Raw genomic sequence first — 26,898 nt, 5'->3', positions numbered from 1 at the left:
TACTCAAGGATTTGCCATGAACAGCACCATAGACACGTTATTGAATCACCGCTCCATTCGTCAGTTTACGTCTGAGACGATTGGCCCTGAGCAGCTTGACACTGTGCTCAAAGCGGGATTAGCGGCATCATCATCGAGCTTGTTACAGGTGGTCTCAGTGATTCGTGTGACAGACCCTGGCAAGCGGGCACGTCTGGCCGAATTTGCCGGCCATCAGTCTTATGTGGCGAGTGCGGCCGAGTTTCTCGTGTTCTGTATCGACTACCAGCGCCATGTGGAACTCAACCCAAATGTGCAGGCAGATTTTACCGAGCTAACGTTAATCGGTGCTGTCGATGCGGGCATTATGGCGCAAAACTGTTTGGTAGCGGCAGAGTCGATGGGGCTCGGTGGCGTTTACATTGGTGGTTTGCGTAATCGCGCGGCTGAGGTAGACGAGTTGTTGGGTTTACCACAGCACTGCGCGGTGTTATTTGGCATGTGCCTTGGGCATCCCGCTCAAGATCCAGATCTAAAACCGAGATTGCCGCTAGAGGTGATTGTCCATCAAAATCACTATCACCCGCTCGATAAACAGGCCGTTGCACACTACGATGAGACCATGCACACCTATTATCAACAGCGCTCTAGCAACAACAAGCAGAGTGGTTGGTCAGAGCAAGTGACGGCCAAATTGTCGGGCGAATCTCGCCCGCACATCTTGGGTTACTTGAATAGTAAAGGATTGGCAAAGCGCTAACCCTTTATCCACCTCAGAGCTTAGCGAGCGGCGAACCTTTCGGTTTGCCGCTGTTGTTTCTTCTGTTGGCTTTTTTAACCAGTGCGATCAAGGTTGAGCTCGACCAAGCACTGGTTTTTGGTGAAAACTGACTGCGGTTCATCGCCTCCAACTCGGCGTGGATAGATGCCCGCAACTCTTCTGACATCGACACTTCATCCAACCAGATCGCTGCCAGACGGTTGGCTTGCACATAGTCTTGTTGGCGCAGCGCCTCAATCAACGAACCAGCGCTGTTTAGCGTGGGTTCACGGTTTTGTTGCTCAGTGGTCAGCGTGTGAAGCGCGCGTTTGGTGCGCCACCACAGCCCAAGGGTAATCAACCAACCCAGCGCGAGTAGCGCGCTCAGCAAAGGCCAAAAACCACGCTCAATGGTGGCAGTGGGTGGGACAGTCTCGACGGGCGCCGCAGCGGTAATTGAGGGCGCAGTAGAGGTATGGCTTGTGACGGCAGGCTTGATGCTCAGCGTCAAACCATCAACGATTGCTTGGCGCTGGGTCTGTGTGGTGGTGTCCCACCAATCCACGATGACCTCAGGTAGAGTGATCTCTCCGGTCAGTTGAGGGATCAATACTTGTTTTAACTCCATGCGAACGACACCTGGTTGTGGTTCGCTTACCTGCGGTTTTTCGGCGTATTGGCGCACAGACGATGGGTAGGTTATGGACAGGCTGGGTAACTGCTCAGCACTGATCCCAGAGATCTCAAGGGTGAAGGTTCGCGTGATGGAATCGCCTAACTCTAAGCGGTTCGTTGTCTCACCGAGCTCACCTTGTGATGATTGCCACTGCTGACGCAGCGTCAGCTCCGAGGCAGGTAGCCAAGTGCCTTGATAGTCGCTTGGTTTATCCAATACGGTGATGGCGTAGCCCTTCGCAGCAGTGCTGGCATCAATCAGGCGGGTACTCCCGTCACGATCACTGCCGTAGACGATACTACCGCGAAAGCCAATACTGTGCAGTGTTTGTGCACCCGGTGTGGTCGCCGTGACTCGATAGTCTTGATCGACAAGGGTGACCTCTAATCCATCCATCACACTTTGGTATTGGTTGGGTTCTCCAAGCGGCGAGAGCGTCAGCCCTTGAGCTTGAGGGGCGATAACCTGCGGATTTTGTAGTCGACGCGGATTGGCCTTGACGATGAGCCTAGTGCGCAAGGTGGCACTTTCACCTGGATAGAGTGTCTCTTTGCTTAATGTGGATTGGATTTCAATTAAATCCGAGACTTGTGGCGGATTTTGATCGGCCAAGACGGTGATCTCAATCGGCTCAGAGCGCGCACCGCCGACCTCAAAAGCGGGGATCACTGCGGTGCCAATGCGACTGGCAGCCAGTGAGAGATTCCATTCGCTGCGTGTTGAACGGTTGCCATTGATGATGTTGAGCGAGGAGCCAAAGCTTGGTCGCCCTAGATAAAAGTCATCGCTAAGCAGATTAAAATCAATGTCATCCGATTCGGCTTTTTGATCCAGTACCACACGCAGTTGGAATACCTCATTTTTCACGACCCGATTTTTACTCACGGTGACCTGAAGCGTGGCGGCGCTGATGGCGCTAGACCAAAGGAAAAAAAAGATAAAAAGGGATCGAAACGCTGTCATTACCATGTTTTTCCTGTTGATGCTGGGGGAGACTTTTGCTGCGCTTGCAACAGCAGTTGCGCGCGCAATAGGCGGCTAGGATCGCGTGCGGCTTCGACTTGCTCAAGTTTACGCAGCGCGGGATCGATCTCGTTGGTCTTGGTGTCGCCGAGTGTTGCCGATGTGTTAGGCGGCTCAGTTTGGTCGTTTGCCTCCTGCGAACCTCTCTCTTGCTCTGACATCGAGTCTTGTTCAGAAGTCGTGGATTGCTCTGTAGTTGAAGATTGCTCTGAACTAGAAGAGTTCTCAGAAGTAGAAGGTGCCTCGGACGTAGACGGCTGCGAAGGATTGCTCTCTTGGCTTTGCTGAGGTTCATTGTTTGGGCGCGGTGCTTCGTCTTGTTGCTCGGGCTGCGCGCTAGCGTTGCCTTGAGAGTTTTTACCAGATTGGGAATTAGGCTGAGACGCGGCTTGTTCAGATTGCTCACCTGATTCACCCCGCTGTTGCTGCTGTTGTAGCGCTTGTTCCACAATCGCTTTGTTGTGGCTTGCCGATGAGAGCTCTGGGTTAAGCGCCAACGTTTGCTCATAGTGCTCAATGGCGGCGGAATATTGACCGCTTTGTGCGAGTGCATTGGCGAGGTTGTAGTGCTGGTTGGCCGTTTTTGCGCCGCTTAGGTTTTCAATGGCGGCGTCAAAATCGCCCGCTTGATAGTGTGCCAAGCCTTGCCATTGCGCATCGTTAAACTTCTCGGCGGCGGCTGAGTAGTTACCCGAGAGATAATCTTCATACGCTTGGAGATCTTGAGGTTTAAACGGGTTAGCGGCAACCTCCTGACTGGGCGAGAGCCAGAGCAGCGGCACTAGCAGCGCCGACAGCAAGACGCCACGGCGAAACAGTAGAAGCGAGAGCAGCACGATGAGTGGCAGCAGCCAATAGCCTTGGTTGACCTGATTGCTGACCGATTGATGACTGACGGCGCGAGTGGCTTGGTCGGTTTGATTCATCACGCGGTGAATGAGGTTGATGTCGTCGTTTGTCACCTGAACGGGCACAAAAATACCTCCGCTGGTGGACGCCAAGCGGCGCATATTATCAAAATTGCTTTTCGCGACCACCGTTTGGCCGTTATGCGTCAGCAATTGCCCATCTTGCAAAGGGATTGGCGCGCCGCTTTCAGTACCAATAGCCAAGACCGACAGCGACCAAGCACCAGAATCGATCAGCTCGGCGCTGCGTGTTTGCTCGTCATCATCCAGATCATCACTAACAAGCAAGATATGGCCGCGATCTAAGCCCGCATTTTTCATCAACTCAATCGCTAGTTCGATACCTTTGTCTGCCCGAGCGCCCGGGTAGGGCATGATGTCAGGTGAAAGATTTGGCAGCAGGTTGAGCATGGTTTGGCTGTCTGAGGTGAGCGGGCTTACCACATACGCGTCCCCGGCGTAAGCAATCAGCGCGGTGTCACCCTCTTGCCATTGGGCCAATAAATCCGACACCTTGTATCTGGCTTGGCTCAAACGATTGGGTTTGATGTCATTGGCGTACATGGACATCGACATGTCCATCACTATCACTCGCGCTTCGGTGCTGGAAAACGCCGGTCGCTCTGCTTGGCTAAAACTTGGCCCGGATAGCGCAACGATGGCAAGCGTCAGCATTGCGCCTAGCAGTGGCAATAGTCGATGAGTGGGCTGTGATGAGCTCATACCAAGCGCGGCAGCAATGTGCGGCGCAATGAGCGTATGGCTCTTTTGACGTTTGCTGAGCCAGTACAGCAATGCATAGGTGGGCAGCAGTGCCCACAACCACATCGGGTAGAGTAGCGTAAAGTCAGACATGATGCCTCCGCACGATAATCAGGCCGAGTAGGGTGAGAAGGGCGAGCGTGAGCGGGACATAAAACCATTCAGTTTGAGGGCGCCAGACTTGCGTTGCCAACGAGACAGGCTCAAGCGCATTAATGGTGTCGTAGATGGTGGCGAGCTCATCGGCGTTTCTGGCCCGAAAGTACTGCCCGCCGGTTGTCTCAGCGATTGCCATCAAGGTCCGTTCATCGAGATCATGGGCGGTATTGACTTTACGGCTCATAAAGAACTCTTTGACGACCATTTCACCGGCGCCGACACCGACCGTATAGATGGTCGCGCCATATTGCTTGGCAATGTCTGCGGCTTCAAGAGGATTAAGAACGCCCGAGGTGTTCGAACCATCACTGAGGAGGATCATCACGCGCTGCGGCGCATCACTGTCGATAAAGGTTTTGGTCGCAAGGCCAATTCCTTCACCGATGGCGGTTTTTTCACCGATTAAGCGCAAAACCAATTGATCCACTTGTTTGGCGACGGTACGTCTGTCTAGGGTCAGTGGCGTTTGCAGATAGGCGTGATCAGCAAACAGCACCACGCCGATCCTATCGCCTTCCCGTTTGGCGACAAAATCATTGACCACCTGTTTGACTGCGCTCAGCCGATCAATGTAGTCGTCCCCTTGAAGCATGTCTTGCTGGCTCATCGAATAAGAGAGATCGAGCACTAACATTAAGTCACGGTGTTTCGGCTGTATTGTGACGGGATCGCCAAACCACACCGGTCTCGCCGCCGCGAGTAACAGGAGTAGCCAAGTGAGTGAGAGGAGCAGACGTGTGACGCGCAAATTCGGCGTAGCCTGGGCTGCGCCCTGAGGTAAAATGGGCAGATAGAGCGGCGTTCGCTGCGCGCTGGCAGGAGCGAAGCGGTAAACCAACAAGGGCAGCGGCAGTGCAAACAGCACCCACCACCACAGCAGTTGCCAATCAGCCTCGAACAGGGCCACGAGATTTCCTCCGTTTCTTCGGTGGCAGCGCGTGCTCTATCCAATGGGCGCAGTGTTCGATCAACGCCTGAGACTCATCATTGTGTTGCTTGCTGTAGAGTGCATGTTGCCATTTATCGTAATTGTCGGCAAAGAGCGGGGTGCTCAATTGCTCATCCAAAAATAGATACCACTCTTTTCCTGTTAGCTGAGCGATCTCTTCGCGTGGGAAATAGCACAACGCCGATTGGCGAACCAACTCAATCGCTGATGAAGGTGTGCTGCCTTGTTTCAAAATGCGTAGGGCGGCTTTTTTCGGTGCAAGGCGTTTTTTCTTCCAGTGGGTGAAGCCCCAAATAGCGAGCAGCGTCATGATACCGGCGGCGATACTCGCCCACCATGCCCAGGTAAGCGGTAGCCAACTTGGTGGCGAGGGTAATATCATAGGGTCTAGCGGCAGCAATGAAGATTGACTGTTCGAGCTCATTCTAAAATCCGTGTAATTGTTGTTGTAGTGGTTGTGCACTAGAGAGTGCGCTGACGCTCATTCCTAGTTTAAGCGAGAGCCTAGAAAGCTGATTTTGCTTGGCTTTAAAGGCGGCTTCAATGTTTTTTCGCGTTGTTTTTTTTCCAAAATCAATCCATTGGGTATGCTGACGATCCGTCACCTGTTCGCAGCCGCGAAAATCAGTGACGCCTTGCTCTAGAGGATCCCACAACTGCACGATGCGCACGCGATTGTGGGTGTTGAGCCCAGATAGGGTGATCTCATCTTGTTCTGTCAGTCGGGCGAAATCGCTCAGTAAGATAATATCGCTGCCCTTGGGACAGAGACGGTTGAGTGCTTCCAGCGCGGGTGCCATCGAGCTGTTTTGCGTGACGTGATGGTTCATCAGCGCTTTTTGGTGTTCATTGACCAAAGCGTGATTGAGTGCCAACGCCCCTCGCTGCCTTGGAAGGGGCTTGAGGTCAGTCAGTGTTGAGCCGGTATCGATGACGGCGCCGATTCTATCTTGCCCTTCGGTGGCTATCCACCCGGTGAGCGCGGCAAAATGCGCCGCTTGCACCGACTTTAGTAACAACGTTGAGCCGAACCTCATGCTCGGACTGAAGTCGACATAGACGATAACCGGCTTTTCGCGTTCTTCACTAAACAGTTTGGTGTGTGGCTTGCCTGTGCGCGCCGTGACGCGCCAGTCGATGCTTCGAATGTCATCGCCATGTTGATATTGTCGTACTTCACTGAAATCCATCCCGCGGCCAAGTTGGCGACTTTGGTGTTGCCCTGCCATTTGTGACCACAAACTTTTGGCTGGTGGCAGCCATTTCACCGCGTGCTGCTTAAGATGAAGCAACTCCTTCATGGTGAGGTTCACACCATCACTATGAGGCGGCAGTGTCGGCGTAGGGAGGACGGTATTTTCTATGGCCATGTTTATGCGCTACCGACCAGAGAGAGCAAGGTAGAGACCACGTGATCGCGGCTGATGCCTTCTGCTTGGGCTTGGTAGGTCAGCAGTAGTCGATGTCTTAGCACAGGGTAGGCCATTGCTTGGACGTCTTCTGGCGTAACAAAATCTCGCCCGGCCAACCAAGCGTGAGCGCGTGCGCATCGATCCAGTGCGATGGTGGCGCGCGGGCTGACGCCCATCTCCAGCATCGTTGCAAGGTTGTCGTCGTACTGCTCGGGCTCGCGGGTCGCCATCACCAATCGGATGATGTACTGCTCGACGCTCTCAGCCATATGTACGTTGAGCACTTCTTGTCTGGCGGTGAAAATATCGTGTTGCGAGAGTTGCGGTTTCTGCGCGCCGACTTCGCCTTTGGCTTCACCGCGGTTTAAGCGCAGGATCGCGAGCTCACTGTCGGCGTCAGGGTAGCTGACGTTAAGGTGGAGCAAAAAGCGATCAAGCTGAGCTTCAGGTAAGGGGTAGGTACCTTCTTGCTCTATCGGGTTTTGTGTCGCCATCACCAAAAACAGCTCGGGCAGCGGGTAGGTTTGTTTGCCGGCAGTAATTTGCTTTTCTGCCATGGCTTCTAGCATTGCGGCTTGCACTTTGGCGGGGGCACGGTTGATCTCATCAGCGAGCAGCAACGAATGGAAAATCGGGCCCGGTTGGAAGCGAAATTCCCCGGTTTCTGGTCTAAATATGTCGGTTCCTGTCAAATCCGCCGGCAATAAATCCGGTGTAAACTGCACGCGATGGAAGCTGCCTTCAATGCAATCGGCTAGGGCTTTTACCGCGCGTGTTTTAGCAAGCCCCGGTGGTCCTTCGACAAGGATGTGGCCGTCAGCCAAGAGTGCAACAAGCAATTGCTTGACCAATTCACTTTGACCAATCACTTGACCGTTCAAATAGTGTTGCAGCTGTGATAGAGCGTGAGTGTGCATGAGCCGTATCTCTCCATGAGTTCTCGCCATAGGCGATAGCGCAGGTTAAGTCTCTGATATTGAGAACAATTAGAATATGGGTATTTTCCCTCGAGATACAACTCTTTCCCCGGTCAATTGACCAAAATTTTGCCAATGGGCATAAGACATTGTGGAAATACAACCAAAGTGTGAGCTAGTCTAAATGAAAGAGGTAAAGTAATGCTTAAACCTTACGATATAAGTAAAGTGAATAGCACACTCGATGGCTTAGACTCTGTGAAAGCAGTCTGTCGCGGGATGTGCTTGTTTGTGCAATAGGGCTAGGATCAGCATGATAAATTTGAACTCCATTAGTATTAAACAGAAAGTGGTCGCAGGGATTACCTTTGCGGTACTGGCGTCTACCATCATTGTCGGCGTGATGGCTCAACGTCAAGCGAGAGCAGTATTAGAGCATCGCTTGATCGATATTGAGTTGCCAACCATGCTGGAAAAAATCAAAGGAGAAATCGACAACGAAGTGACCCAGTTGTTGATGGCAGCACAACAGATCGCCAACAATGAGTTCACCCAGCAAGCGATCAACACTCGTAATATCGATGCCGATAGCGAGCGTCTTTTGGTGAAGTCACTAAATAACGTCCGCACGCAGTACAAGCTCAACGATGCGTCAGTGGCCAACCGAGAGACCGCCTACTACTGGAACCAAAATGGCTTCCTACGTGAGCTTAACAAGCAGCAGGATGGTTGGTTCTTTGGCTTCACGCAGTCAGGCAATGCGACTATGGTCAGCATGTTCCAAGAGGCCAGCGGTGAAGTGAAGATGTTCGCTAACTTCCAGCAAGTCGACGGGTTCTCCATGTCAGGGGTGTCAAAATCAATGGATGATATGGTGAAGCTACTGAATGGATTCAAGATTGAGCAAACCGGCTTTGTCTTTTTAACCAACGCCAAAGGTGAAGTACAAATCCACCGCGACCAAAGCCAATCAAAAGCGACATTGGCGCAACTCTATGGTAGCAACGCGTCTGATCTATTGGATAAGTCAGACTTTAACCTTGTCCAAGCGAATTACAACGGCCAAAACGTCTTTGTTTCTTCCACTTATATTCCGGTCATGGATTGGTTTGTAGTGGGCGTGGTACCCGTAGATGAAGTGTTCGCGGATTTGACCAAAGTGGCGCATCAAATGCTGATCACGACCATTGTCGTCGCGGCACTGTTTATTTTGATGGGGCTGTTTTTGGCCAACAGCATTGCTAAGCCGATTCGTGCGATTGCACTGCGTTTTAGCGATCTGGGCAAAGGTGATGGCGATCTTTCTCAACGTATCGAGATCAAAGGTCGCGATGAAATCGGTCAATTGTCAGAAGGGTTTAACGGCTTTATTGAGAAGATTCATCAATCAATGAAAGAAGTAGCCTCGACCAGTAGTGCGCTTCAGTCAGCGGCGGATGGGGTCTCACACAAAGCCAATACCACACACGACAATAGTCAAGTGCAGCGTGATCAAACCATACAAGTCGTGACCGCGATCAACCAGATGGGCGCCACCATCAGTGAGATTGCCACCAACGCTGCCACTGCTGCAGAAACTGCCACCCAAGCGTCCGACAACAGTGAAGTGGGGCAACAAGTGGTTAGCAAAGCGAAAGATGCCATTAGTCGTCTCGCGCTTGATATCGAAAATACCGGTCAAGTGGTGGAGCAGTTGGCGTCGACAACGCAAGAAATTGGCTCCATTTTGGACGTGATTCGCGACATTTCCGAGCAAACCAATTTGTTGGCGCTCAATGCGGCGATTGAAGCGGCACGTGCGGGCGAGCAAGGTCGAGGCTTTGCGGTTGTGGCGGATGAAGTCCGTAACCTCGCCAGTCGAACCGCCGATTCGACCGAAGAGATCCAAAAGATGATCAACCAGTTACAAAGCGATGCCAAAGACGCGGTAACGGCGATGGAGGCGGGTAAATCCGTTACGGGTGAAGGGGTGTCTGCGTCGGACGAAGCGGTGAAAGTGCTGCTGAGTATCTCAGAGCGTATCCATGACATCTCGGATCGCAACACTCAAGTGGCGACAGCGACGGAGGAGCAATCTACCGTGGTGCACACCATCAACCAGAATATTGAAGAGATCAACGCCATCAATGAAGTGACCACTAGCACTGCGGAAGAGTTAGCAGCAGCGAGTACTGAATTGAAAGAGTTGTCCGTTCGGTTGGATAAAATGGTTGGCAGCTTCAAGCTATAACGGCGTTCAACGCTTTCACGTGTCAAACTAGAAACTCTGGGGTTAAGTAGGTAAACTTGCCCCAGTTTTATTTTGGTAAGGGTATGTCAATCATGAGTGATGTTGAAAAAGAACTGGAGCTGATGTCTCAAGAGATGGGGGATGAGCCAGAGGTGGCATTGCCATCAATCGAAGAGCAAAAAGCCATCGCACAAAAGCTGAAAGAGCTTGAAGCCGAAGGTAAATTGACTCCAGAGGTATTGGAAGAGTACTTTGGAAAATTCTACGCCAAGACGGACGCGCCGATTCACTGATTGCGCTGGTTTACTTGGTCAAGAAAGCAGAAGAGAAGGTTGGCATTGCCAACCTTTTTGCTTTTTATCCCCTATGGCCGTTGTGTTGATCGACGTGGGCGCGGCGCCAACGACTATCTGGCGACGACTTGGTTTCTCCCCGCCTTTTTCGCCTCATACAGCGCTTGGTCAGCACGCGATACCGCTTCACTCCAAGTATCATGCATGGTGAGGCTGCTGACTCCAAAGCTTGCTGTGCAGAATTCATCGTGTTTGGGAAGCAAGTGAGTGCGCTCAATGACCTGACGCAGCTTCTCTGCGACAAATTCAGCGTCTTCAAGTGACGTTTCGGGCAAAATGAGCAAGAACTCTTCACCGCCGTAACGAAAGCAAAAATCGTTGGCGCGGGTTTCTACGTGCAGGATACGACCGATACTGTTTAACACGCGATCGCCTGTTTGGTGGCCATAGAAATCGTTGATCTCTTTAAACCGATCAATATCCAGCAACACGAAAGAGAGGTCGGTTTGAAAACGGCGTGCTCGGGCGGACTCTTTGGGTGCTAATTCAGACAGTGCACGTCGATTATAGAGTTGGGTGAGGTCGTCTTTCAGGGATGTGTCGTAGATGGTGGCGACCAAGCGACCGGTTAAGAGCCAAGTGATCGAAAAACCAATAAAAATCACCATAGAAATGAGAGAGATGAACGCCAGTTGGTGTACTAAGCCTGACTGCATGAAATCCTGAATTTGTTGTTGGAACGGCAGAGTAGCGACGCGAAACAGGCTGTATCCACCTTGAATAATCATGGCAATAGAAAGTAAACGTTTTGAGCCAGGGATGTCTTTGTGCGTCCCTTTGAGGTTGGCGTATAAGGTGAGGAAAGACATTAATGCAATAAAGCTTGCGACCAAAAAAATCCGTACATTAGTCGAGGGGGAAAAATAGGTAAAGTAGGTCAGCCCCAAAATGATCAACGGCAAGCCATAGTAGCCGATGTTCGCCAAACGATGAGGAAAGCTGCGCAACAAGCACACGCCGTGGAGCAGCAAAACAAAGCTGAGCACAATCGCTGAATTGGCGATGATTTTTGAGATCCAGTAAGAGGTGTGATTACCAAAACTCAGAAATAGAAAACCCACGCCGAGCAAAAGCAGCGCTAGCGCTATGGTATTGATTCCCCTAATGTTTGGCTGTAGGCGCTGAATCAGCAAAAGCCCACACGCGTACGTAAACGACAAAAAAACACAAATCACCGACAAGGTCGGAATATCTAAACGCGGCAAGTTTATGATCCATTTGATTTATTTGTGTTTAAGTGTAGTTGATATAATTGTGTTTAATAGAAAAAGACCACCGAATTCGGTGGTCTGAGTAAATAAAAGTGACCGATGGCTCGATCGCGCGCTGGGTGTGGCTTATTTCACACGCCAAGCGATGGTTTCGCCGCCACGAATAGGAACCACGATGTCGTCACCAAACGGCATGGTTGCTTCGACCGACCAGCTCTCTTTCACCAAAGTGACGGTGTCGCTGTTGCGAGGAATACCGTAAAAATCGGGGCCGTTGTGGCTGGCGAAGGCTTCCAGTTTGTCCAGTTTTCCTTCGTTCTCAAACACTTCAGCGTAGAGCTCTAACGCTGCGTGTGCCGTGTAAGAACCCGCACAGCCGCAAGCCGCTTCTTTTTTGCCCTTGGCGTGTGGTGCCGAATCGGTGCCTAAGAAGAACTTCTTGCTGCCACTGGTGGCCGCTTCAATCAATGCTTTTTGGTGGGTGTTGCGTTTAAGGATCGGCAGGCAGTAGAAATGTGGGCGAATGCCACCGACAAGCATATGGTTGCGGTTGTAGAGAAGGTGGTGAGCGGTAATCGTTGCTGCCACATTGTCATTGGCGTTATTCACAAACTCAGCGGCATCGGCAGTGGTGATGTGCTCAAGCACAATCTTTAGATTAGGGAAGTCATTGACGATTGGCGCAAGTACAGTGTCGAGGAACGCTTTCTCACGATCAAAAATATCCACGTCGTGATGAGTCACTTCGCCGTGGACTAACAGCAGCATGTCCACCTCTTGCATCGCTTCAAGCACGGGGTAGATATTTTTCGCATTGGTCACCCCAGAATCGGAGTTAGTGGTCGCACCCGCTGGGTAGAGTTTCGCTGCCACCACTTTGCCTGACGCTTTCGCTTGGCGGATATCTTCGGCGGTGGTGTTGTCAGTCAGATACAGCGCCATCAATGGTTCGAACTGCTCACTTGGCTTTTCTGCCAGGATGCGCTCTCGGTAAGCCAGCGCCATATCGGTGTTGGTCACAGGTGGGATAGTGTTTGGCATGATCAGCGCGCGGCCGTTGTAGCGACTGATGTCACGCACGGTGTCTTTGAGTACGTTACCGTCGCGTAAGTGAACATGCCAGTCGTCAGGACGTGTGATCGTAAGTGTTGTCATTGATTGCTCCCACCATAGATTGAATTATCGGATTGGAGCCTAAACGCGGCGAAAAATGTGAAGGCAAACGCTTACGTTTAGGCGACAGGATGATAGAGCAAAGTCACTGGAATTTCATCTACTTTCTCGGATTTTGACCGATTTCGCCTTAAGTATCCGCGCGCTGCAGCGTATACTGCTGAGACAATCATTACGCTTAGGATTAGCAATGTCAGCGCCAGATTCTTCACAACAACCGCAACTCTCCCAAATCAATGTCTACCCCGTCAAATCGGTGGGCGGTATTGCACTCTCGACCTCGTGGGTGGAAAAACAAGGTCTCACGTTTGACCGTCGCTTTATGCTTGCGACTGCCGATGGTCAAATGGTCACCGCGCGCAAATTCCCGCAGATGGTCACGGTTCGTTCCAGTTTAACGGCAGATGGGCTGGTGATGACCGCCGAGGGGCATGCGCCACTTCGCCTACGCTACGACGCGTTTAAAATGCAAGCGGCGTCTGCTCAAGTGTGGAATGACCGATTTACTGCTTACACCACCACGGATGAGGCCGATGACTGGTTTAGCGCGGTCATTGGTCAACGGGTCGAGCTGCTTTATACCGGCGAACAGTCCAATCGTGTGCGTGAAAAGCTGGGTCACAATGTCAGCTTCGCTGATGGTTATCCGCTGCTTGTTATCAGTCAGGCGTCGCTTGATGAACTCAACCGCCGTAGCCCTGAACGCCACGATATGGATCAGTTTCGTACCAACTTAGTGGCGGGCAACACTGCGCCTTTTGAGGAAGATCGCTGGAAGCGCATTCGAATCGGTGACGTTGAGTTCGAAGCGGTGAAGCCTTGTGAGCGCTGTGTGTTGACCACAGTGGACGTAGAAAAAGGTGCGTTTCGTCGAAGTAAAGAGCCTTTACAAACCTTATCGCAATTTCGCGCCAATGAGCGCGGTGGCGTGTTCTTTGGTCAAAACTTGGTCGCAAAGAACGAAGGCTTGATTCGACAAGGTGATGATATAGAAGTGTTGGAATACAAAGAGCCAGAATTCTACGCTGACAAAGGTCAACTGAGTCTCTCTGCTGTGGAAGCGCCAGTGCCGGACTCAGTAAAATCGCTGACCATCAGTGTCAACGGCAACATCTTCAGTGGTGATAACCAACGCACCTTACTTGAGCAAGCGGAGGAAGCGGGTATCCCGATGGCAAACAGTTGTCGTGCTGGGCTGTGTGGTGCGTGCCGCGTTACGGTGGAATCTGGCGAAGTGGACCAAGAAGATGTGCCGGCACTTCATGGCTTTGCTCACGAACCGGGGTTAGCGTTAGCTTGCTGCTGTGTGCCGAAATCGGACATCGAAGTCATCAGTTAAATAGATCAGTTAAATAAAGAGATACCCTTACCTCTGAAATGAAACAAGCCCCAATTTCGCGGAAGATATGCAGCATATAATCCGTGCGATTGGGGCCTTAATGTGAGAGGGGGGCTCACTATCCGCTGACAACAATAACCGGTGTGTCGTTTTCCTGTGCAAACAGCGCAATCTCTTCCGGCGGCGCTTCGTTGGTGATGACTAAATCAATGTCGGCCAAGGTACCCAGTTTTACCATCGCATTGCGGCCAAATTTACTTGAGTCGACGCCAAGAAAGACACAACGGCTATTTTCCATAATTGCGCGTTTGACGCGCACTTCATGATAATCGAAATCCAGCAATGAGCCATCGAAGTCAATTCCGCTGATGCCCAAGATGCCGAAATCGAGGCGGAACTGGGAGATGAAATCCAGTGTCGCTTCACCCGTCACACCGCCGTCCTTACCGCGTACTTCGCCGCCTGCCAAGATGACTTTAAAGTCCGGTTTGCTCATTAATAGGGTGGCGACATTGATGTTGTTGGTGACGATACGTAAGTTTTGATGCTTGCTCATCAGTGCACGTGCGACGGCTTCAGGCGTTGTACCGATGTCGATAAATAAGGTGGCACCGTCAGGGATGTGAGTCACAAGTTCTTGTGCTACTTTGCTTTTTTCCGATTGGTGAGACACTTGACGGATTTGATAGGAAGAATTTTCTGAGCTTGAGACAATGGTCGCGCCGCCGTGGTTACGGCGGATCTTGTTCGCCTCGGCCAGCTCGTTTAAGTCACGACGAATTGTTTGTGGGCTGACATCAAAACGCTCAACTAACTCTTCGGTACTGACGAAACCTTGGGTTTGAACGAGCTCGATGATCTCTTGATGACGTTTTAATGCTTTCAAATTCACTTCCTTATTAAATGGCGTACAACACAGAAGTGTACGGACAGTCGAAGAGAAAAGCCAATGAACTTGGTCGTTCGAAGTGAAAGTATGCGCGTTTTCAGAAAATGTTCACAAAAACGCGCGTGACGAGTTTAAGTTTTCAGCGGAAAAACTCGGACTCGCGCATCCGGAGTGTGCAACTAGGCCGTCTCTTTGGCCACAGGTGATGCCAATAGCGGTTTGTCACGCCCCAGTTTGAGCTGCGACAAAATGACCCCAGTGATCACCATCAAACCACCGACAAGGTGATAGAAATGCATAGTTTCACCCAGTAACACAGAGGCCAATGTCACCGCTAAGATCGGCAACAAGTTCATAAACATTGCGCTTGAGTCTGCGCCGATCGCATCTATCGATTTGACCCACATCCAAGGCGCGAGCACTGAGGCGGCGATGCCAGCGTAAGCGATAAGCGGCAGAGCGTCGCTACTGGGTATTGGCGACGCGCTGGTGACGAGCAGTGGAAATAGCATCATGAGTGCAAATACGCCTTGTAAATAGATGATGACCCAGTTTGAGAGTGGCATTTTCCAACGTTTAAGCAACACGCAGTAGGCGGCGTAGCAAAGTGCGGCTAACAGCATCAAGCCGTCTCCTGGCGTCATATCTTGATGGAGGAAATAGGTCATATCGCCTTGGCCCAACATATAGCTCAAGCCGATTAATGAAAGTACGCCACCGAGAATACTCACCGCAGAGATCGACTTACCCAGCAAGGGGACACTCAGAAACACACTAAGCAGCGGCACCAAAGAGGTGATGAGCGCCATGTTCGAGGCGGTCGTTGTTAAGCCTGCGTAGTAACCGAGCGACTGGTTGAGCACCATGCCCAGCATGGCAAGAAACGCCAGTTTCGTCAGGTGTGGTTTGACGTGGTGCCACTGTTTCACCACGCTCGGAAGACAAAAAGGCGATAGAAGTACCACGGCAACAAACCAGCGATAGAAACTCATCGCACCGGGTTCAATGTGGCTGGCGGCCAGTTTGGTTACGATGGTATTCCCGCCCCAAATGAATACGGTAAACAGTGGAAGTAAGTAGTTCATGTGAGCCCCATCGCAAAGTAATCAGTGGAACCGAGTGTGACAGGTCTATATAATTATAAATATCTCCATAAAGACATTGCGCGTCATAGGAAGACAATCTTGAGAAAATCGGCAAAACACCTTCATCCTTCCTTATCCATTGATAAGGCACCATCAGACGTATTTATGAATTTCGAGGCGTTTCTTTCGAATACAGAAACGCGTATGCATAGCCACCCTTGGGGGCAAGTTCAACTGATCAGTGGTGGAATATTGGAGATGGAAGCCGAAGATACGCGCTTTTTGGCTCCGCCCCATTTGGCTATTTGGGTGCCTGCGGGCGTTCGTCACACCAGTTACAATCGCAAACCTATTTCCTACTGTTCTCTCAATGTGGCGCAATCGCTGACGACAAATTTCCCAGATAGAACCAGCCTGATTAAAGTGACGCCGATTGTTTCCGCGATCATTGATGATTTTCGTCAGCGAGACATCAACGTTGCTGATTCTGATGCGGATAAACGCTTGGTTCAGGTGCTGCTTGACCAATTAGCCACCCGAGATACTCAGCATCACTTCTTGCCCTCGAGCGATCATAAATATTTAGCACCGATTCTAGCGGCGGTGGAAGAGAACCCCATCGATAACACGAGCTTGTCGCAATGGGCTGAGCGCGTCCATACCACAGAACGCACGTTAGCCCGTCACTGCCAAGCCGAGCTGGGGATGAGTTTTACCGAGTGGCGATTGCGCGTTCGTTATCTGCATTCGATGGAACTGCTGCGTAATGGTCACTCCGTGAAAGAAGTGGCGTTGACGCTCGGATATAACCAAGCCAGCCCCTTTATTGGCATGTTTAAGAAGTACTCTGGCCAAACGCCAGAGCAATACAAGAACAAACTACTTCATCCGGACAAAGGCTAAGATAGCCGCAAGCGTGAGCCAAGTAGGTCGGATTACTCCAGTTCCACTGGCGGTCTAAAGACCATTTCATGAATGACGACATCGTCGGGTAGGTTCAATAAAGTGAGGACGGTCTGTGCCACGCTAGCGGGCTGCATATAGTTAGGGCGACTTGCAGCGCGAAATCCAGTGTCTGTACCACCTGGGAATAAGTTGGTGACTTTAATGCCGTGTGGTTGCGCTTCTTTCATCAATACGCCCGTCAGACCTGCCAATCCTTGCTTCATCGCCGTATATACCCCCATGGTTTCACTGGAGCGTTTGGCCACGGTACTGGCGACGTTAATGATGTAGCCGGATTGCTGCGCTTTCATCAGTGGTAGCGCTTCTCGGCAAAGAAGAGCGGGAGCACGTAGGTTGATCGCGTATTGCTGGTCAAACTCTTCTAGGGTGAACTCATCAAGGCCACACTTTCGGCTGTTCATACCGGCGTTATTGATCAGCACGTCTAGCCCACCTAAGGTGTCGGTCGCTTGCTTGAATAGCGCTATGCACTGGTTGGCGTCGGCAAGATCAAACGCTGCGACATGGCATCCGGTCTCTTGTTGTAAGGTGGCCAGTGCTGCTGCATTTCTTCCGGTGGCAAACACTTGGTGCTGCTGGGCGCAGAGCTGCTGCGTCAGCGCGTAACCAATTCCACCACTCGCGCCAGTTACCAGTATCTTCATCATCCTTTCCTTATGTTGGTGTTGCTCGGTTTGGATGAAGTCTAACAGAGGCGCAGTGAAAAGAATTGGTCAACATACACAGGAATTGACTAACTCGGGTACATAAACAAAAATCCCCCCTCGCTGCGCATTAATTTGAGCTCAGTGAGGGGGGATGTGATTAGCCAATGTCGTTGTTAGTCTGTACACGCTTCGCGCCAGATTTGCTTTGTAAATCTAGAAGAGCGATCTCGGTTTGCCAAATAATTGTTGATAATGATATCGATTATTCTTCCTAAACTGTGATCTCACTTCAAAATTGTGTAAGGTCACCACGCTATCGAGTTCCTATCTCTACTCAATCACTTAAAGGGCGGGATGCAATCTTTATCACAATCTCATTAAACACCTTGCTAAATAACTGAAAAATTTGGCGAATACCATTACGCTTATTTGGATGATGACAAGGAGATGAGGTGTTAGATGAGAGTATTGTTGGGGTTACTCAGCCATCTCTTGGTGTTTGCTGCGGGGATTGGACTGGGTATCTACGCATTGCCGATTATTACCCAGCCTCCGTCTCCAGATATCAGTCAGATTAAAGCCTTGTCTCATACCGCGCTCTACAGCGCCACATTTGATAGAGCACGCCAAGACAGTGATTTTCTTCATTGGGGTGAGGGCTCTGTGTCGATTACGCCAGATGCTATCGGGTTTATAGGTCAGCTTGCACCGGGCCCAGATTATAAACTCTATCTTTCGCCTCAATATGTGGAAAGCGAAGCGTCGTTTTTGGACCTTCAGGCAGAAATGGTGCTGATTGGGGATGTGAACACCTTCGAGCGTTTTTATCTCACTATTCCTGCTGGCGTCCATGTGGAAGAGTACAACACGGTGATCGTCTGGTGTGAAACCTTCAAAGAATTTATTACTTCTGCCCGTTACAAATAAAGCGTGTTTGACGTTCAAAACACGAGCCCCTTGGTCAAAGTCACTTATTTATTCTCTTCATCCATTGTTTGTATGGTTAGGTATTCAGTACACTAAGGACAAATAATATTTGCGGTGCTAGGCGATGGGCACTGTGCAACATAACGAGGTTTGGTGTGGACAAAATTCACCTAGTGATTGACTTCCTGTTGACTCACAAAATGGTTTTTACAGCGCTGATTATTTTGCTGATTGCTTTGGTTCGTCGCGTGGTATTGGCTAAGATTCGTGGTGACGTGGCTTTTGTCAGTGAAGAGCAACGCAGCTGGATGTATCGCACAAAAAACGCTGCTTTTGCGGTCACTGTGGTGTTGCTGTTCACATTGTGGAAACCGGAAATCAGTGAATTCGCCCTCTCAGTGACGGCGATTGCGGTGGCCATTGTGGTTGCCTCAAAAGAGATTATCCTCTGTTTCACTGGCTCCATTCAGCGTGCGAGCTCGCGTTCGTTTCGCATGGGCGATTGGATCGAAGTGGGCAAAAGTACTGGTGAAGTCATCGAACACAATTTGATGGCCACCGTGATTCAGGAGATTGATATCTATCACGGTGAGTACAACTACACAGGCAAGACCATCACCTTACCAAACAGCTTATTTTTTACCTATCCGGTCAAAAACTTGAACTTCATGAAGCGGTACGTGTTCCACCATTTCTCAATCATCGTGCCGGATTTTGTCAATCTCTATCCGATGCTTAAAGATGTCGAAGATAAAATTAATGAACGCATTCATTACTTTAGTGAAGTCGCCAAACGATACAATGCCATTATTGAAAAGCGAGCGGGGGTCGATTTGCCCGGTTCAGAGCCTCATATCGCGGTCACTAGTGCGGCGACGGGTGAGCAAATTGTTCAGTTCACTCTCTTTTGCCCTACAGACAAAGCGTCTCATCTAGAGCAGGGGATTCGTATGGATTTTATGGCGTTGTATGAGCAGCGTTTTCCTAAGGTAGCGCCGTAGCGTTATCAAGAAATTCTCAAGGAGGAAAGCATGATCAAGCAAGTGGGTCCGACAACCATTAAAGAAACACACTCGCTAAGTTGTCACTGTGGTGCGGTTAAACTGGCGCTCTCTTTGCCTAATGGGATTGAGAAACCGCGCCGTTGTGATTGCTCCTTATGTCGTCGTAAAGGAGCGATAGTGGCCTCTGTGCCATTGGATGGGATCACCCTACTGCAAGGAGAAGAGAGCCTGACTCTCTATCAATTTAATACCCACACAGCAAAACACTATTTTTGCAAAATATGTGGCATCTACACTCATCATAAGCGCCGTTCGGACCCGACAGAGTATGGCTACAATGTCGGATGCCTTGAAGAGGTGAACCCGTTTGATCTTGGCGACATAACGACGATGGACGGAGTGCACCACCCCGCCGATAGGTCTTAGAACATGCCGAGCAGATCCTCGGGATTGGGTTTGCTCAACCTGTAATCAGTAACGCATCTTCATTTTCAACGCAATAGCCACTTCAAAATTATTCCCTGTCGCGGTAAATCCAATTTCGAGAGGCTGTTATGCAACAGATAAAGCGATCGTCATCACGCCGTCTCAAAAGTAGGATGCTCCGATGTTTATGCCAGTATGGAAATTAACCAGCATAAAATGCTAATCATTCATGGTGCTAATGCTCTAAATCAGAGGGTTTTATCTATTGAATTATTAATAGGACATGTTGCGCTCTGTATTCAGTGTTTTGTGATATCGAGCCCTAAAAAGAGTGCTAAATTTACAAAATAATAACAACAGCGACGAATTCAACATCATACCCAGTGTGTGACGTTGGAAGCAGTTCAAAGCAATAACGATAAAATCGATTCAGAATGGCTAGGAAAACAGGTATGAAACCACTAAAAATCAAGGACGTGTCCATTGCGGTCAGAGCATGGTCAATCCTAGCGCTATTCGCGCTGGGGCTTATTGTTAACACTCTACTTAACATCGACAAATCCCGAGAGCACATGCGTTACAACTACGAGCATGGGGTTGAAACCTTAGTGCAAAGCGCGATGGGTGTCGCCAATCGCTACTACGAATTAGTCCAAAGTGGCGAGCTGACGTTGGAAGAGGGGCAAAAGAACGCCCTTCAATCGATCTCTGCAATGCGTTTTGACGAGGGGAACTACATCTTCGTGGGAGACAAACACGGTGTCCAATTGGCAACGGGTGTCGATTCTTTGCTAGGCAAAAACATCATGGAGTTCAAAGACAGCTCTGGACACTTTTTTGTTAAAGACTTGTACAAGATGGCGCAAAGTGGTGGCGGCTTCGTCAACTACACTTGGAAGAATCCAGATAAAAACACCATCGATCCGAAAACCAGTTATGTGATGCAGTTTGAACCCTGGGGTTGGATGATAGGGTCTGGGATGAACATGGTGGCGCTTGAAAATGCAACCAGAATGTCGGAAATCGCCTCATTGAGCTACGCGTTGGGAATATTGGTGGTCTTATCCTTGATTGTCGGTTACTTCATAAAAACCATCACTAGCCCAATTAAACGCACGGTGAGAGCGATGCGTGAGTTGTCAAAAGGTGAAGGCGATCTGACTCAGCGCTTGCCGGAAGAGGGCAGTGCAGAACTGATATTACTTGCGCGTTATTTCAACCAGTTTATTGCCTCACTACAGACCATCATGCAGAGCATCAGCGATGCCGGGGCTCAAGTCTCAGCATCCGCTTCGCAACTGACACACTCGGTGCATCATATTGATGACAGTTTGAACCAGCAGCAAAACGACGTCGATATGTTGGCGACGGCGATGACTCAAATGCTCGCGACGGTGGAAGAAGTGGCCAGTCGCACCGTTGAGGCCAATGATGCCAGTGGATTAGCGGCGAAAGAAGCCTCGAATAGCCACGCAATTATTAGTCAAAATGTCACGGTCGCCAATGAACTTGCACAGCAAATCGAAGCAGCAACAGAGGTGGTGCAGCAACTAGCGAGCGATGCGAATAACGTTGACACGGTTCTGGAAGTCATTCGAGGCGTCGCTGAGCAGACCAACTTATTGGCGCTCAATGCCGCCATTGAAGCGGCGCGCGCCGGTGAACAAGGTCGAGGCTTTGCCGTGGTCGCCGATGAAGTAAGAACGCTATCGGTGCGAACGCAGGAGTCGACATTAGAGATCCAGAGTATTGTTGAAAAACTGCAAGCCGGTGCGAAAAATGTGGTGGAGGTGATGAACCAAGGCGCTGAAAAAGCGGGCAGTGCGTCTGCGTTATCGAGCCAAGCGGGAGATGCGCTGAATCTCATCAACAAAGAGGTACACACGATTGAGGAGATGAACCAGCACATCGCAACGGCTGCGGAGCAACAAACGGTCACGGTCGGAGACATCAACCGCAATGTTGTCAGCCTGCGTGATATGGCGTCAGAAGTGTCGGTAGAGTCAAAACAAATGGCGTCATCAGGTCAAGAGTTGAACCGTGTCTCCAATGATCTACTGGCCATGATTCAGCGCTTCAAGCTGGCATAAACGTCTCTCAACACACAAGGCACGTCTTTCGACAACTGAGGTAAATCGCCAGCTCTGATGATAGAATCACGACCCATTATTTAGAGCAACATCCATCAGAGCTGCGCGATTCATTATGAGACACCTTAGAACTACTCTTCACCCCGATATTGATCACCTAGACGAAAAAACTGTGTTTAAGCGTAATGCTGCACGAGCCATTGTCATTAGTGGAGAGGATATCCTCTTACTCTATACCGCGCGTTACCACGATTACACTATCCCTGGTGGCGGCCTCGATCCCGATGAAGATGTCATCGCAGGCATGGTGCGCGAACTGCAAGAAGAAACCGGCGCGCAAAATATTCACGCCATCAAGCCATTCGGCCTATATGAAGAGTTTCGTCCTTGGTACAAAGATGACGCCGATGTGATGCACATGATCTCCTACTGCTACACCTGCAAGGTGGACAGAGAGCTCGGTGAGACGGCCTACGAAGATTATGAAATAAAAAACGGGATGAAACCTGTGTGGATGAATATCCACGATGCCATCGCTCACAACGAGAAAACCATGGAGCAAAGTGACAAAAAGGGCATGAGCATCGAGCGCGAAACCTTCTTGCTGCAACTGATCGCCAAAGAGATGCTGTGAGCGAACATGGGTTTCGTACAGCCCCCATGCTCGTTTGACATGATGGCACTATCTTAGTATCGAGCAATGATATCGCTGCGCTCAATTAATACGGTGCCATGACCAAAGATGAAATCGACGGTGCCACTGATTTGTGATTCGTCAAAATAGGCGCGCCCTGCACGAAAATATAATGTGTCTTGATAACTGTTAACGGAAACATCTCGAAATTGAGCCCGATCCCCTTGATGGGAAATAAGCAACGCCACCGCTTGAGTCCCATTCTGGCGGCCTGGATCGTCTTTTGCTTTCTTTTGGTTTTGTGGGAAATCAAAGCCATTTTCTATCATGAGGCTTCGAGCTTGAAAGTCAGCGGCATCGACACTGACCGTACGACTGCCAAAGGTGCCAAACTTCTTCCCGTTCTCATCCATCATACTGTTTGCTGTGACAATATGCAGGGCTGACGTCGCTCCGATTCCAAGAATTACCAATCTATTCACGCTGTAAATCCTTTTGTTTATTTCATTGAAAATAAATAGAAACGCTGTTTTATTGTGATCTGATTCAGGTTTTTTGATTTGCCTTTACTAAGTGTTTTTATATTAATTTATAGGAGTTTAGTAAATATTATTTAAATCACATTTAGTAACGTAATTTATTAAAACATCGTTTCACTGATCACGTTTTGGTTAAATACCACTTTCAAACAAGGGTCTTTAAGGCGTAAGTTAAATTGAACTTAACGAGAACAAAACGGTGTTTCGAAATGAAAAATAAAATTATAACTTCTGCTATCCTACTCGCACTAACCAGTACAGCGGCGCATGCGGTCTCTATCAATATGCGTCACGAGTGGACGCCTAAATTTGAGGGCAAAGACCAAGTCCATAAAGACCGTATCGCGGTTTCCCATCGCCATGCGAATGGTGTCGGTTGGGAAGTGGAAACTAAGTGGCAAAGTGGTGACGGCTTCTTTGACTTCGACCAGTTTGTTGATGCGGGTAACCAAGCCAACATCAGCTACCGCTGGAAGCTTGATGGCCAATTTACTCTAACCCCTCAGTACAAATGGGAAACGGGCAGTAATAAACATGCCCACCAGTTTAACCTAACGTTGGGTTACAAAATTAACGACGATTGGTCGACATCTTTCCGTCATCGTTACCACTATGAGATCAAAAATGGTGGCGACGATAACTCACACTACAACCGTTGGACTGTGGGCCTAGGTTACAAAGGCATCGACAACTGGTCGCTGAGTGCATCGTCAGACTACACCTGGAAACAAGAGGGTGAAGATGTGTGGAAAGGTGACAGTGACGGATTTACTGAATTCAACTTCAAAGCAGAGTACAAAATGGGTGGCGGATGGTATCCGTTTGCTGAATTTGGTGTGACACCAGATAAGAAAGAGAACAGCTCTGAGAAAGATGCTTGGAAACCTCGTTACCGTATCGGCATGAAATACAGCTTCTAATCACCATCTTGACGATACCTAAAACCCTGTTGGTACTCCGGTGCCAATAGGGTTTAAATGAGGATACCCATTATGCAAAAAACGCCCATTGCTCTGTGTATCGCGGCGGCGATGTCTATCACTGGATGTGCGACCGATACGCAACAATCACAATCTCTCTCTCCTGATACGCTCACTTGGCAGGCCATTACGTTTGGTCAATCCACCGATTTAAACTTTGGTTCAACCATACTGCCGGAAAAAGTCGGCACCAATGAAGTGCTCGTTAATGGCCAACCGGCCACCGCAGGTGCTTTGGCGGACACCTTTACCATTGAAAGCCGTGGCGGCAAGCTCGCTAACTCTCATGAAGGTGTGACTTTTTACTACACCAAAATCCCAACCGATGTGAATTTCACCCTGTCTGCGACCATCACCTTGGATCAGCTTGGCCCTGAAACCGGTTCAAAACCCAACCGCCAAGAAGGGGCTGGGATCATGGTACGCGATATTATTGGTGAACCAAGATTGAATCCTCAACCTGAAGGTTTGGAAGAGTTTCCTTCGGCATCGAACATGGTGATGCATGCGCTGCGTGCAAACAAAAAAGCGACCAATGGTTTGGTGAACATCAACGCCAATTACCGTGAAGGTATCTACCAACCTTGGGGTACGGGCGGCAACCGTATGAGCCGTGATGAGTTCATTAAAGGCGTGCCATTTGGCTCAGATAAGCCCTACAAAATGTCGCTAACACGTACCGACAGCGGCTACCTTGTCACCTATGATGATGGCACAGTGCAGCAGAGCGAAGAGATCAAAGGTGCGAATGCCAATATTGTTCAAGTGCAAGATCCGAATTACCAATATATCGGTTTCTTTGCCTCTCGAAATGCAAAAATCACCGTCAGCGATGTGGATCTCACGCTAACTCCAGCCAACACAGTTGATGCGCCGTTGTACAAAGCCACATTAGAAGACGTGGTGCTGCAACAAGCGTCACCTGATCGCAGTGCGATTGATAACTATACCTTGCAGTCGCGTGCCAACTACTCGGGCACGTTCAGCGTGAGCCAAAACGGTCAGACCTTGGTCGATAACGTGGCGGTCAGTGCCGGTGAGTTTTTCAACTATGATGCCACGCTCAAGCACAACCAAGCGCAATTTACTGTGACTTATACCCCTGTCGAAGGGCCGGATCTGAGCGCGAAAAGCTACGTTCAATCGGTTGAAAAAGTCACGGTGAGCGATCCAATGAACCTCACCGTTAGCCCTAACAGCCAGCTTGATCTTGCAGCCGCAGTAGCGCTAGTGGCACCGGGTGGTACCATCACATTAGAGCCGGGTGTCTACCCAGGTTTGACGCTGCCAGTGTCTGTGAGTGGTACCCAAGATAAACCCAAGCATCTGATCGCAAAAGATGGCGTGACCTTTAGCGGCGATATTTTGCATGACGCCAGCTACTGGAATGTGAAGAATATCGAGGTGGCAGGTGCGCGCTATATCGTTCACGGCAGCCACAACCACTTTGATCGCATTGTGACGCACAGTGCACCTGACACAGGTTTCCAAATCACCTCACAGGCGAAGATTGGCCGTGCACTGTGGGCAAGCTACAACGTGGTGGAAAACAGCGAAAGCTACAACAACATGGATGAGTCACAAATCAATGCTGACGGTTTTGCTGCCAAAATGCGCATCGGTGACGGGAACACCTTTATCCGTTGTGTTGCCCATCACAACATCGATGATGGCTGGGATTTGTTCAACAAGGTTGAAGATGGTGCCAATGGCGTCGTGACTATTCTAGATTCTGTTGCGTACCAAAATGGACAAACGCTTGAAGTAGCAGGTAAAGGCGGTTCACGTGGTAATGGCTTTAAGCTCGGCGGTGAAGGTTTACCTGTGGCGCATATTGTGCGCAACAACTTAGCCTTCCACAACCACATGGACGGCTTTACCGATAACTTCAACCCGGGTGCATTGCAATTGGAAAATAACGTGTCTATCGACAACAAACGTTTCAATTTCCTCGTACGTAAGAGTCCATACACAGAGACAGTGAAGCAGGGTACCTTTACGGGTAACCAGTCATACCGCTTCTTTGTTGACAGTGACTACAGTGATGTGGTGAACGCGGATGTGAAGCAGAACAACTACCTGCTTGCGGATGGCATTACCGTCAATGACCAAGGTCAGGCGATAGAGTCGCAGCGTTTGGTGGAGCTGAAAAAAGCATCGAAAATTTCCGCTACCGAACCGGTTCCCGGTCAATCGGAAGCGATGCGCTTAAAAGCGTTGTTATCACAACCCTAACCACCGAAAGGCTTAGCAAACGCTAAGCCTTTTTTTATCGCTTTTTATGGAGTACAACACGATGAAAATCGCCTCACTTTTCATTCTTCCATGTACCATGTTGGCGCTACCCACATGGGCAGCGTGTTCACCTGACACCGATTCGACGCCAAGCTCTGTTGGTGCAACAGGCTGGGCGACTGGTGTGACGGGGGGATGCGGCGCGACACAAATCACCACAGTCACCAACCGTCAAGAGCTGATGGATGCACTCTACGAGGGTCAACCAAGCATCGCCTCAGATGGTGCGTGGGTTGAGCCATCTCATCAGGCAAAAATCATTTACGTCAAAGGTTCCATCGATTTGAACGGTGATGCGACAGGTCAACCCATCGCACCTGAGCAGTATATGGCACGTTGTGACTCGCCATACGATAGCTACGACGATTTCTATGCCGCTTATTATCAGGCCTATCGTCCGCAAGAGTGGAACAAACAATCGCTTGTAAACGGTCGTCCGCCGGAGTTAACGGGTGAACTGGAAACTCTGCGTCAATGCTTTAGTCGCCAGCAAAACAACCATATCGTGCTGCGTGTCGGCTCGAATACATCACTGATTGGCGTTGGCACCGACGCGGAAATTTAG

General features: G+C 49.9%; 25 protein-coding genes. 13 read left to right on the top strand and 12 right to left on the bottom strand.

The annotated features are described in order from the left end of the window. The first annotated feature begins 16 nt into the window (after positions 1–16). Positions 17–739 carry an oxygen-insensitive NADPH nitroreductase gene (gene nfsA / locus AC6R03_RS06050; protein WP_500632097.1) on the top strand — a complete coding sequence of 241 codons (723 nt, stop codon included), beginning with the start codon at positions 17–19 and terminating at the stop codon, positions 737–739. 13 nt (positions 740–752) lie between these two features. Here the strand turns inward: nfsA and AC6R03_RS06045 are convergent, their stop codons facing one another. The 6 genes from AC6R03_RS06045 to AC6R03_RS06020 are packed head-to-tail and all read right to left on the bottom strand — an operon-like array spanning position 753 to position 7,545. After that, complete coding sequence (locus AC6R03_RS06045; protein WP_500632098.1) at positions 753–2,378, bottom strand: protein BatD; 1,626 nt, start codon at positions 2,376–2,378, stop codon at positions 753–755. Continuing rightward, positions 2,378–4,201 carry a VWA domain-containing protein gene (locus AC6R03_RS06040; RefSeq protein ID WP_500632099.1) on the bottom strand — a complete coding sequence of 608 codons (1,824 nt, stop codon included), beginning with the start codon at positions 4,199–4,201 and terminating at the stop codon, positions 2,378–2,380. The genes AC6R03_RS06045 and AC6R03_RS06040 overlap by 1 nt, the downstream gene beginning before the upstream one ends. Then, the gene (locus tag AC6R03_RS06035; protein ID WP_500632100.1) at positions 4,194–5,174 is read right to left on the bottom strand and encodes a vWA domain-containing protein; all 981 of its coding nucleotides are present in this window, start codon (positions 5,172–5,174) and stop codon (positions 4,194–4,196) included. The genes AC6R03_RS06040 and AC6R03_RS06035 overlap by 8 nt, the downstream gene beginning before the upstream one ends. After that, the gene (locus tag AC6R03_RS06030) at positions 5,155–5,640 is read right to left on the bottom strand and encodes a DUF4381 domain-containing protein (protein WP_500632101.1); all 486 of its coding nucleotides are present in this window, start codon (positions 5,638–5,640) and stop codon (positions 5,155–5,157) included. The genes AC6R03_RS06035 and AC6R03_RS06030 overlap by 20 nt, the downstream gene beginning before the upstream one ends. A 1-nt stretch (position 5,641) precedes the next feature. Then, positions 5,642–6,586 carry a DUF58 domain-containing protein gene (locus tag AC6R03_RS06025; protein WP_500632102.1) on the bottom strand — a complete coding sequence of 315 codons (945 nt, stop codon included), beginning with the start codon at positions 6,584–6,586 and terminating at the stop codon, positions 5,642–5,644. A gap of 2 nt (positions 6,587–6,588) precedes the next feature. Then, positions 6,589–7,545 (bottom strand): AAA family ATPase, encoded by a 957-nt coding sequence (locus AC6R03_RS06020; RefSeq protein ID WP_500626746.1) that lies wholly within the window; start codon positions 7,543–7,545, stop codon positions 6,589–6,591. Positions 7,546–7,858: 313 nt separating this feature from the next. On the opposite strand from AC6R03_RS06020, the gene AC6R03_RS06015 reads away from it, so the two are divergent. Both AC6R03_RS06015 and AC6R03_RS06010 read left to right on the top strand, forming a co-directional pair. After that, complete coding sequence (locus tag AC6R03_RS06015) at positions 7,859–9,775, top strand: methyl-accepting chemotaxis protein (RefSeq protein WP_500632103.1); 1,917 nt, start codon at positions 7,859–7,861, stop codon at positions 9,773–9,775. A 92-nt stretch (positions 9,776–9,867) separates the two neighbouring features. Further along, positions 9,868–10,068: a restriction endonuclease subunit S gene (locus AC6R03_RS06010; RefSeq protein ID WP_334552116.1), complete on the top strand. Its 201-nt coding sequence runs from the start codon at positions 9,868–9,870 to the stop codon at positions 10,066–10,068. Between the two features lie 113 nt (positions 10,069–10,181). Here the strand turns inward: AC6R03_RS06010 and AC6R03_RS06005 are convergent, their stop codons facing one another. After that, positions 10,182–11,333, bottom strand: coding sequence for a GGDEF domain-containing protein (locus AC6R03_RS06005; RefSeq protein WP_500632104.1), 1,152 nt, complete (start codon positions 11,331–11,333; stop codon positions 10,182–10,184). Between the two features lie 132 nt (positions 11,334–11,465). Beyond that, positions 11,466–12,494: a dihydroorotase gene (pyrC, locus tag AC6R03_RS06000; protein WP_500632105.1), complete on the bottom strand. Its 1,029-nt coding sequence runs from the start codon at positions 12,492–12,494 to the stop codon at positions 11,466–11,468. A gap of 208 nt (positions 12,495–12,702) precedes the next feature. Here pyrC and AC6R03_RS05995 point away from each other — a divergent pair, with 208 nt between their 5' ends. Beyond that, entirely contained in the window at positions 12,703–13,851 is a 1,149-nt protein-coding gene (locus AC6R03_RS05995; protein ID WP_500632106.1) for a YcbX family protein, read from the top strand. A 118-nt stretch (positions 13,852–13,969) separates the two neighbouring features. Here AC6R03_RS05995 and AC6R03_RS05990 read toward each other — a convergent pair whose 3' ends face one another. Together AC6R03_RS05990 and AC6R03_RS05985 are read right to left on the bottom strand one after the other, a co-directional pair. Continuing rightward, positions 13,970–14,737 (bottom strand): DeoR/GlpR family transcriptional regulator, encoded by a 768-nt coding sequence (locus AC6R03_RS05990; RefSeq protein ID WP_334552112.1) that lies wholly within the window; start codon positions 14,735–14,737, stop codon positions 13,970–13,972. Between the two features lie 182 nt (positions 14,738–14,919). Beyond that, a complete protein-coding gene (locus tag AC6R03_RS05985) occupies positions 14,920–15,825 on the bottom strand; it encodes a DMT family transporter (protein WP_500629142.1) in 906 nt (301 codons plus the stop codon). A 99-nt stretch (positions 15,826–15,924) separates the two neighbouring features. On the opposite strand from AC6R03_RS05985, the gene AC6R03_RS05980 reads away from it, so the two are divergent. Beyond that, positions 15,925–16,728, top strand: coding sequence for an AraC family transcriptional regulator (locus AC6R03_RS05980; RefSeq protein WP_334552110.1), 804 nt, complete (start codon positions 15,925–15,927; stop codon positions 16,726–16,728). Positions 16,729–16,760: 32 nt separating this feature from the next. Here the strand turns inward: AC6R03_RS05980 and AC6R03_RS05975 are convergent, their stop codons facing one another. Continuing rightward, a complete protein-coding gene (locus AC6R03_RS05975) occupies positions 16,761–17,438 on the bottom strand; it encodes an SDR family oxidoreductase (protein WP_500632107.1) in 678 nt (225 codons plus the stop codon). A 459-nt stretch (positions 17,439–17,897) separates the two neighbouring features. On the opposite strand from AC6R03_RS05975, the gene AC6R03_RS05970 reads away from it, so the two are divergent. From AC6R03_RS05970 to AC6R03_RS05950, 5 genes are all read left to right on the top strand, one after another. Then, complete coding sequence (locus AC6R03_RS05970; protein ID WP_487902224.1) at positions 17,898–18,365, top strand: DM13 domain-containing protein; 468 nt, start codon at positions 17,898–17,900, stop codon at positions 18,363–18,365. Between the two features lie 200 nt (positions 18,366–18,565). Next, complete coding sequence (locus tag AC6R03_RS05965; protein WP_420378201.1) at positions 18,566–19,366, top strand: mechanosensitive ion channel family protein; 801 nt, start codon at positions 18,566–18,568, stop codon at positions 19,364–19,366. A gap of 30 nt (positions 19,367–19,396) precedes the next feature. After that, positions 19,397–19,795, top strand: a complete 399-nt coding sequence (locus AC6R03_RS05960) for a GFA family protein (RefSeq protein ID WP_500632108.1) — start codon at positions 19,397–19,399, stop codon at positions 19,793–19,795. A 452-nt stretch (positions 19,796–20,247) separates the two neighbouring features. Then, the gene (locus AC6R03_RS05955) at positions 20,248–21,885 is read left to right on the top strand and encodes a methyl-accepting chemotaxis protein (protein WP_500626738.1); all 1,638 of its coding nucleotides are present in this window, start codon (positions 20,248–20,250) and stop codon (positions 21,883–21,885) included. Between the two features lie 115 nt (positions 21,886–22,000). Further along, positions 22,001–22,519 (top strand): NUDIX hydrolase, encoded by a 519-nt coding sequence (locus AC6R03_RS05950; protein ID WP_500632109.1) that lies wholly within the window; start codon positions 22,001–22,003, stop codon positions 22,517–22,519. A gap of 53 nt (positions 22,520–22,572) precedes the next feature. Here the strand turns inward: AC6R03_RS05950 and AC6R03_RS05945 are convergent, their stop codons facing one another. Beyond that, positions 22,573–23,001 carry a pectinesterase family protein gene (locus AC6R03_RS05945; protein ID WP_500632110.1) on the bottom strand — a complete coding sequence of 143 codons (429 nt, stop codon included), beginning with the start codon at positions 22,999–23,001 and terminating at the stop codon, positions 22,573–22,575. Between the two features lie 266 nt (positions 23,002–23,267). Here AC6R03_RS05945 and AC6R03_RS05940 point away from each other — a divergent pair, with 266 nt between their 5' ends. The 3 genes from AC6R03_RS05940 to AC6R03_RS05930 all read left to right on the top strand — a co-directional run bounded on the left by AC6R03_RS05940 (position 23,268) and on the right by AC6R03_RS05930 (position 26,898). Further along, positions 23,268–23,978: an oligogalacturonate-specific porin KdgM family protein gene (locus tag AC6R03_RS05940; RefSeq protein WP_500632111.1), complete on the top strand. Its 711-nt coding sequence runs from the start codon at positions 23,268–23,270 to the stop codon at positions 23,976–23,978. A 72-nt stretch (positions 23,979–24,050) separates the two neighbouring features. Continuing rightward, positions 24,051–26,273: a right-handed parallel beta-helix repeat-containing protein gene (locus AC6R03_RS05935; RefSeq protein ID WP_500632112.1), complete on the top strand. Its 2,223-nt coding sequence runs from the start codon at positions 24,051–24,053 to the stop codon at positions 26,271–26,273. Between the two features lie 61 nt (positions 26,274–26,334). Then, positions 26,335–26,898 (top strand): hypothetical protein, encoded by a 564-nt coding sequence (locus tag AC6R03_RS05930; RefSeq protein WP_500632113.1) that lies wholly within the window; start codon positions 26,335–26,337, stop codon positions 26,896–26,898.

The organism is Vibrio sp. R10-SG-ISO4, assembly GCF_059834135.1.
This window is presented reverse-complemented; position numbering and strand designations above follow the sequence as displayed.

What these genes read in the sequence shown, in the direction of transcription:
- AC6R03_RS05985 (WP_500629142.1), bottom strand. Translation starts at nt 15,825, where the DNA reads ATGAACTACTTACTTCCACTGTTTACCGTATTCATTTGGGGCGGGAAT.
- AC6R03_RS05995 (WP_500632106.1), top strand. Translation starts at nt 12,703, where the DNA reads ATGTCAGCGCCAGATTCTTCACAACAACCGCAACTCTCCCAAATCAAT.
- AC6R03_RS06040 (WP_500632099.1), bottom strand. Translation starts at nt 4,201, where the DNA reads ATGTCTGACTTTACGCTACTCTACCCGATGTGGTTGTGGGCACTGCTG.
- AC6R03_RS05955 (WP_500626738.1), top strand. Translation starts at nt 20,248, where the DNA reads ATGAAACCACTAAAAATCAAGGACGTGTCCATTGCGGTCAGAGCATGG.
- AC6R03_RS05960 (WP_500632108.1), top strand. Translation starts at nt 19,397, where the DNA reads ATGATCAAGCAAGTGGGTCCGACAACCATTAAAGAAACACACTCGCTA.
- AC6R03_RS06010 (WP_334552116.1), top strand. Translation starts at nt 9,868, where the DNA reads ATGAGTGATGTTGAAAAAGAACTGGAGCTGATGTCTCAAGAGATGGGG.
- AC6R03_RS06020 (WP_500626746.1), bottom strand. Translation starts at nt 7,545, where the DNA reads ATGCACACTCACGCTCTATCACAGCTGCAACACTATTTGAACGGTCAA.
- AC6R03_RS05975 (WP_500632107.1), bottom strand. Translation starts at nt 17,438, where the DNA reads ATGATGAAGATACTGGTAACTGGCGCGAGTGGTGGAATTGGTTACGCG.
- AC6R03_RS05965 (WP_420378201.1), top strand. Translation starts at nt 18,566, where the DNA reads ATGGTTTTTACAGCGCTGATTATTTTGCTGATTGCTTTGGTTCGTCGC.
- AC6R03_RS05970 (WP_487902224.1), top strand. Translation starts at nt 17,898, where the DNA reads ATGAGAGTATTGTTGGGGTTACTCAGCCATCTCTTGGTGTTTGCTGCG.
- pyrC (WP_500632105.1), bottom strand. Translation starts at nt 12,494, where the DNA reads ATGACAACACTTACGATCACACGTCCTGACGACTGGCATGTTCACTTA.
- AC6R03_RS05930 (WP_500632113.1), top strand. Translation starts at nt 26,335, where the DNA reads ATGAAAATCGCCTCACTTTTCATTCTTCCATGTACCATGTTGGCGCTA.
- AC6R03_RS05940 (WP_500632111.1), top strand. Translation starts at nt 23,268, where the DNA reads ATGAAAAATAAAATTATAACTTCTGCTATCCTACTCGCACTAACCAGT.
- AC6R03_RS06025 (WP_500632102.1), bottom strand. Translation starts at nt 6,586, where the DNA reads ATGGCCATAGAAAATACCGTCCTCCCTACGCCGACACTGCCGCCTCAT.
- AC6R03_RS06030 (WP_500632101.1), bottom strand. Translation starts at nt 5,640, where the DNA reads ATGAGCTCGAACAGTCAATCTTCATTGCTGCCGCTAGACCCTATGATA.
- AC6R03_RS06045 (WP_500632098.1), bottom strand. Translation starts at nt 2,378, where the DNA reads ATGACAGCGTTTCGATCCCTTTTTATCTTTTTTTTCCTTTGGTCTAGC.
- AC6R03_RS05950 (WP_500632109.1), top strand. Translation starts at nt 22,001, where the DNA reads ATGAGACACCTTAGAACTACTCTTCACCCCGATATTGATCACCTAGAC.
- AC6R03_RS05935 (WP_500632112.1), top strand. Translation starts at nt 24,051, where the DNA reads ATGCAAAAAACGCCCATTGCTCTGTGTATCGCGGCGGCGATGTCTATC.
- AC6R03_RS06015 (WP_500632103.1), top strand. Translation starts at nt 7,859, where the DNA reads ATGATAAATTTGAACTCCATTAGTATTAAACAGAAAGTGGTCGCAGGG.
- nfsA (WP_500632097.1), top strand. Translation starts at nt 17, where the DNA reads ATGAACAGCACCATAGACACGTTATTGAATCACCGCTCCATTCGTCAG.